Annotated in this window: 7 protein-coding genes; 6 read left to right on the forward strand and 1 reads right to left on the reverse strand. The window is 44.8% G+C overall.

Going from position 1 to position 6,826, the window contains the following annotated elements; genetic code table 11:
- Window positions 1–139: 139 nt before the first annotated feature.
- Complete coding sequence (locus EKM89_RS13235; protein WP_125689251.1) at window positions 140–607, reverse strand: hypothetical protein; 468 nt, start codon at window positions 605–607, stop codon at window positions 140–142.
- 275 nt (window positions 608–882) lie between these two features.
- Here EKM89_RS13235 and EKM89_RS13240 point away from each other — a divergent pair, with 275 nt between their 5' ends.
- The 6 genes from EKM89_RS13240 (at window position 883) to EKM89_RS13265 (ending at window position 6,647) form a co-directional block, all read left to right on the forward strand.
- The gene (locus EKM89_RS13240; RefSeq protein ID WP_125689253.1) at window positions 883–1,734 is read left to right on the forward strand and encodes a ribonuclease H family protein; all 852 of its coding nucleotides are present in this window, start codon (window positions 883–885) and stop codon (window positions 1,732–1,734) included.
- A gap of 119 nt (window positions 1,735–1,853) precedes the next feature.
- Window positions 1,854–2,315, forward strand: coding sequence for a VOC family protein (locus EKM89_RS13245; RefSeq protein WP_125689255.1), 462 nt, complete (start codon window positions 1,854–1,856; stop codon window positions 2,313–2,315).
- A 294-nt stretch (window positions 2,316–2,609) separates the two neighbouring features.
- Window positions 2,610–3,314 carry an ATP-binding protein gene (locus EKM89_RS13250; RefSeq protein ID WP_125689257.1) on the forward strand — a complete coding sequence of 235 codons (705 nt, stop codon included), beginning with the start codon at window positions 2,610–2,612 and terminating at the stop codon, window positions 3,312–3,314.
- A 174-nt stretch (window positions 3,315–3,488) separates the two neighbouring features.
- Window positions 3,489–3,866 carry a hypothetical protein gene (locus EKM89_RS13255; RefSeq protein WP_164510600.1) on the forward strand — a complete coding sequence of 126 codons (378 nt, stop codon included), beginning with the start codon at window positions 3,489–3,491 and terminating at the stop codon, window positions 3,864–3,866.
- A gap of 249 nt (window positions 3,867–4,115) precedes the next feature.
- Window positions 4,116–4,724 (forward strand): sugar O-acetyltransferase, encoded by a 609-nt coding sequence (locus EKM89_RS13260; RefSeq protein ID WP_125689261.1) that lies wholly within the window; start codon window positions 4,116–4,118, stop codon window positions 4,722–4,724.
- 345 nt (window positions 4,725–5,069) lie between these two features.
- Window positions 5,070–6,647, forward strand: a complete 1,578-nt coding sequence (locus EKM89_RS13265; RefSeq protein WP_125689263.1) for a BCCT family transporter — start codon at window positions 5,070–5,072, stop codon at window positions 6,645–6,647.
- The last annotated feature ends 179 nt before the right edge of the window (window positions 6,648–6,826 follow it).

The raw sequence follows: 6,826 nt of genomic DNA on the forward strand, positions 1-6,826 counted from the left end.
TTATTCTAATGATAAACAAAAAATCTGTCATCATTAATAGATAAAAATCTATTACCAACAACAGATATTGTAGAACCATTAAATGAAGTCAAACGAAAAGCGCCGCGGTAGAAATTGCCGGGGCGCTTATTGCATGAAATTATTTTTTAGCATGTGCTTTTTTGACTGCGGCTACGGTTAGCGGCTTTGGCGCGGCAGGTTGTTTCTTGGTCTTGTGTTCCGCACGTAGCTGTTCCTTTAAGGTCTCGATTTCGGTCGCGTGTTCGATCTTCCAATCTTGATAAGACTTGGCAGAATCAGTATCACCGGGTTTTAAACCGGTGTTTAACCAAAAACACGCTTCGGAAAGGCTGGGAAAATTGTGAATCCACAGCGTTTGACCGTTATCGGAGTCAAAGGCCACGTAAGACCGGAAGTGGCGCTTCAAAAAGGTATGTTTCCGAATCTTGAAAGCTTCACGCTTACGAGTTAGCCGGTAGTCTGGTAAGATGTATTGACCGGAGATGGCGAGTTGTGGAAAACGTTCGTCGCGTTGTTCGTGCTGGTCTTTCAGCATAGCACGGGCTTGGTCGACGGAAATAATGGTTGCACGAATCGGATTCTTCATAAAAAACCCCCTCAAAAATTGAAAAAATAAGTGAAAATGACAGTCTCCGGCCAGTATTCACACCTACTAGGTTAGCATAATCTAAAAGTTATGGAAACAATTTACCCTTTAAATTTTAGGCAAATTTGCGGTTCTGACGGTCAACTACCGAAAAAAGTTTGTCTAGAGGGGATTGGGATGGTAACGGGTACACAAATGTGGTAATAGCGGATATGCCCAGTGAGCCGATAAAGTATGGTAAACTAGCATACATCAGTTCGAAAGCGGGGATACATTTGGCACAGAAATACTACGCGGTTCGGCGGGGGCGGCAGCCGGGAATTTATCGGACTTGGCCGGAAACGCAAAAACAAGTTAGTGGCTTTTCAGGTGCACAGTACAAAAGTTTTATGACGGAAGCGGGGGCCAAGGCGTTTATGACGACGACGGCAACTGGTACGCCAAAGACAGCGCAGAAGTCAGCAACTCAACCAACCATGAAGGTAGCAGCTATTGCTGCTACCGTTACGGTGTATACGGATGGTGGGTCACGAAATACCGGTAACGTTGCCGGGGGCCACGTGCGGTCGGTCGATAAAGCAGCCTGGGCGTATCGCATTGAATTGCCGGATGAGGCTGTGACGGGGTCCGCTGGTGAGTTTGGGGCAACCAATAATCGCATGGAAATTATGGCCTTTCGTAACGCGTTGCAACGTTTGGTAGATTTAGGACAAACGCAGACTGGAATTCAATTCGTTTTGGACTCACAATATGTCTTAAATGCCATCACCAAAGGGTGGTTAGCAGGTTGGAAACGTCGTGGCTGGAAACGTAGCGCGGGGCCGTTAGTTAACGCAGAACTCTGGCAAGATGTTGATCGGTTGTTACCACAATTTAGTCACTTGACCTATCAGTGGACGAAAGGCCATGCGACCAATCAAGGGAATGTCTTTGTCGACCATTTACTGAATGAAACAATGGATGGCATGCATCAGGAGGCTAAACGATCGGTAAAACCAGTGAAAACCGCGCCGTCACAGTCTTTAGCATCAGACCACGGGTCGACTGTTCAACACCAATCGGATACAGACCAATCGGTGGCGGATATTGCCCGAAGTCTGCAAAACCTACCGTTTGAAGATAATTAAGGGTATAATGAGACCTAGATTTTACCTGTGGGTCAGCTAATTGAGGGGACTAGTACCCGTCAACTAGGGAGCTAGCCAAACACATCTTAAAAAATAGTAAGTAAATGGGGTACCGAATCATGCAAGCAAAATTAATTCCATATTTGGAGTTTGAAAACGCCAAAGAGGCCATTGCCTATTATCAAAGTGTCTTTGGTGCGACCGATAGTTATCGGATTAGCCCAACGGCCACGGAGGTCGAGCAATTTGGGTTAGAACCAACAGTGGATCTGGACCAAATGACGATGAACGGTGGTTTTCGCATCTTGGGCTTAGATGTTCAATGTGCAGATGCTTTAATGGGTCAACCTACTTCGTCGACGTTAATTTCGTTGATGCTGACGGTGGATGAAGATGATAGTGCCAGTGTGAAAGCGCTCGATGCACTTTATCAGCGATTGGTTAAGTCAGACGTCAAGGTTATCAGTCCCTTCTCCAAGGTAGCTGGTGGCAAGATGGGCCAAATCGTTGATGCATATGGTATCACCTGGATTCTACGGGAACAAGCCATGCCAACACAACCAGCGTCAGCCGAAAATTAGCGAGACACGGTGAACAGTTATATTAGGAAATTCAAACGGAGGTTGTGACTGAGAATGGTCATGGCCTTTTTTTTACTTTGGTAAGTGGACTAGATGCTAAACACTATGTATCTTGAAGAAATATCAGAAGAGAGAATTATTTTTGTTTGAGACATACGATACATATACGCCTAGAAGTACGCCGAACAGTGATATAATTAGAAACGCAAAACGCAAAACGCAAAACGCAAAACGCAAAACGCAAAACGCAAAACGCAAAACGCAAAACACAAAATACAAAAAGGTGGCGTACTTATGGCTTGGAGTTGGAGCGAAGAAGCTACAGATGCATTAAACGACTGGTTTACGCCAAGTATGCCCGCTGTTAAAAATTATGTTGGGCGAGGTAACTTGGACAGAACGATTATGCGTGAGTTTGCCCAGCGCGGAAGGCAAGTGTTGGTCTATGGGCCAACTGGTGCTGGAAAGACAAGTATGGTCTTGGACAATTTAAAGAAGTTGGAAAAATCTCATGGGACTAAAAGTATTCGGGTTACTATGAGTAATACAACAACAATAGAAAGTTTTATTGCAGATGTGGCTGGTAGACTGCGTTTAAGCAGAGTGGTTCAGAGGATTCAGACTAATGAAGATGGCGTTCAGGCAGAAGCGAAAGCTGGATTACGCTGGTTTTCTTTGAGGGCCGAAGTTCAAAGTCAGAGTACGAATCAAAATATCACTGAACAATACATGGGAAATGATGATTTCGCGATTCTTGAAGAAGTGCTTTTTAAACGTAATACAGTTCTGATTGTCGATGATATGGAAAATTTGTCAGGTGAAGCTGATAGCCTCAGAGTCAGATTGGCAGAAATCGCGAAAAACATGTCCGATGATGCTGTCAATTATGAGAATTCCTATGCCAAAATTGTCTTTGTCGGTATTGCCGAAACAGCTAAGGAACTTTGGCATGATGTCCAGTCATTGAGAAGTCGGTTGGCAACGATAGCTGTCCCATAGTTAAACGAAGCAGAGAGCAAAAAAATCATTAAAACTGGTTGGGATAATGCTAAGTTAAAAAGTTCTGAGCGACAAGTTGACAGAACGACTTACATTTCTACTGGGATTGGGAAAGTACTCCATGAATTGGGACGGAATGCTGGTTATGCGGCAATTGATGAAGATAGTCAAATCATGAAAGATAAATATATTGCTGACGCGATTCAGGAAGTATTTGCAGTTAATGAACTTGAATATCGTTCACGATTGGATAAAGCGAAAAACAGGACAAGCACCAAAACAACGGTAAGAAATTATGTCCTGTATGCAATGGCTAATTCCGAAAAAAATACAATGACGACGCAAGGAATTTTAAGCGCTGTTAACGATTTACGTGATGGTGAAGAGATGAGATTCAGTTCGTTAAGTCCAGTGTTGACCAAGCTTAAGGGGCCAGATTTGGAAATCTTAACAAGTGACGATCGTAATTATTGGCATTTTTCAGATCCAATGTTCAAGGCCTATGTACGTGAACATAAGGATGAGCTTTTACTGAAAAAGACGACGGGTTAGTTGTCCTAAGATTGAGAGCTTTTAGCAAATAACTTTTAATCAGCGAGTTCATTAAGGGGCCCGCTTTTTTATATTTAAAAAAGTTACAGGCGTTAAGCTTTTGCTGTATCAAAAATCAATCAGAACCAGAGGTGTTCCCCATAGCTGGCGGAATCCCTGGCCGCCGCAGTGTGAATGGCTTGTGCTAATGTCACAATAGCTGATTTTGGGCAGTGTGGTATCATGAGGGCAAGAGGAGTGATTGATGATATGGCAACAGAACGGGAAAAAATGACAGCCGGTCAGCCCTACGAACAATTTGATAAGGAACTGATCGACCGCCGCGTTTTAGCGCGTAAGCAACTCAAGGCGGCTAATCAGTTGGACGATAATAAGCAGCGTAACGCCGCTTATAAGAAATTGATTGCGGACACAGGGGATGACTTCTTCGCTGAAGCCAGCTTTATGTTTGACTATGGCTGGAATATTCATATTGGCAATCATTTTTATGGTAATTACGATATGACCTTCCTTGACACCTGCCCAATCACAATCGGTGAACACTGTTACTTTGGCCCCAACATTGGCTTGTACACGCCGGTCCATCCGTTGAACGCAATGGCCCGAAACAATGATGTCGAAATGGGAGCCCCAATCACTATCGGGGATAACGCTTGGCTGGGCGGTCGTGTGACCATCTTGCCTGGGGTTACGCTCGGCAATAATGTGGTCGTGGGAGCTGGTTCTGTCGTGACGAAATCGTTTGGCGACGATGTTGTAATTGCGGGTAATCCAGCACGGGTGATTAAGCAGATTGACAACAGTGCTGTTGGTAATCAGCAGGCGCGCGAACAATGGCCGAATAAACTAAAAAAGTAACGGTTATTGGTCCAAATTTCAAATTCTAATCATATTCTTAGATTACTATGGCTATCGGCTGTGTAACCGCTTTATTTCCAATAGAAAAAACTTATCTATCAGCAAGGTTTTACTAATTAATCTTACCGCGTATAATGGACTTTGGATATCGTTTCAGAGAGATTGACAAAGGCAATTTGTATTTAACGTTTAAGCGCTGTACAGGTGGCTCGCATGACGACCCCAGCTACAACGCTTTTTTCGTACAATCTCACTGGACATCATCCGCTGGAAGCTTGGCTTTCAGGAAACAAATGAGGAGGATTATTTATTTTAGCGCGTAAAAATATTGATAAGTTAGTATTCGTGCCAACCATCGTTTTATTTATTCTCGCGTCATTGCTATTTATCTTAGGTGGGAATCAACTACAAGCCACACTAAGTTCATTGTTGAACTGGATTGATACTCGCATGTCATGGGCATATATGATGGTGTACGTGGTCAACTTTTTATTTTTTATGTATTTGGCATTTGGTAAGTTTGGGAAAGTCAAATTGGGCGATCCCGAAGACAAGCCTCACTACAGCAACTTTCAGTGGGGAAGCATGGTGTTCGCGACGGCCATCGATGCCAGCATTTTAATGCTGTCGATCGTTGACCCATTACGGTACTTACAGCATCCGGCGTTTGGCTTCAAGCCATTCTCCAGCAATGCGTACAGTGCCGCTCACATGTTGGGCCAGTTCAATTGGGGTCCCATGGCGTGGATGATGTTTGCGCCAGCCACGATTGCGATTGCTTACGTCTTGTACGTCAAGCACGGTAAGGTGCAACGGGTCAGCGCCGCCATCACCAGTCTTCAAGGTGACAGTACGGGAAAGGTCGTTGCCCGTCACGTGGTCGACTTCCTGGTCGTCTTTGGGATTATGGGTGGTATTGGCTCATCTGTTGGGATGGAAATTCCAATTATCTCCAAAGTGCTCAGCCGGCTTACCGGTGTTCAAGATAATTTAATGCTGAAAATTGAACTCTTTATCATTCTGTTTATCCTGTTTGCCGTCACGGTCTTCCATGGCCTGAACGGTGGGATCAACCGCTTAAGTTCCGCTCATATTTGGACGGCGCTTGGATTATTGGCCATCATTTTAATTATTGGACCAACGATTTACATTTTGAATTCTGAAACGAACAGTATTGGGTTGATGGCACAGAAGTTCATCGCTATGTCGACCAACACCTTGCCTAATGGTGGGGACAGTACCGCTCAGCAGGAAACCATTTTCTATTGGGGCTGGTGGCTATCTTATATGCCAGTGATGGGTTTGTTCATTGCCCGGATTTCTAAGGGTCGGACGATCCGTCAGGTCTTAGTTGGAATGTTGACTTACGGGGCTTTGGGGTGCATGAGTTTCTACGCCATCTTCGGTGGGTACTCCTTGTGGCTCCAACGGACCGGGGCCGTTAACTTGGTCCACATCTTAAACACGCAGGGACAAGCTGCCGTGGTTGCCACGGTGATTGCGACGTTGCCATTTAAGATGATTATTTTAACTTTGTATTGTATCTCTTGTTTCATTTTCTTAGCGACGACGATTTCGTCTTCCGCTTTCATCGTCTCATCATTTACCAGTCTTAACTTGGATGATGGCGAAGAACCTAGTCGCTGGAACCGGATGATTTGGGTCGTTGTCTTCATCGTCTTCTCCTTTGGGATTGTGATGGTGGGTGGCTTCAAGACCGTTCAAACGGTTTCGACGATTGCGGGGTTCCCGTTGATGTTTGTCTGCTTACTGTTGCTACATTCCATTTGGCACATGTTGGCGGCCAAGCCCAAGCCGGTACCCGTTGTGGTGCCACAGCCAGTGGTTATTCGCCGAATCACGGTCGAATTGCCTCGTGCTGTTCGTGGGCCAATGATTTTGTCCCCAGACCACGCACGGTAATTAATTAAATCAAATAAAATCAGTACCCGTAGCCACGTTTCTGCCGGTTGCGGGTATTGTTGTTTATTAGGACTGTTGTCACAACGATACGGGGGTTAAAATGGCTCTTTGTCAACCGGTGTTGATGGAGGGAATTTCGGAGGTTCAATTCATTTACGAATTGGGCCTCTTTTTTGTAC

The sequence above is a fragment of the Levilactobacillus fujinensis genome, from assembly GCF_003946335.1.
GTDB lineage: Bacteria > Bacillota > Bacilli > Lactobacillales > Lactobacillaceae > Levilactobacillus > Levilactobacillus fujinensis.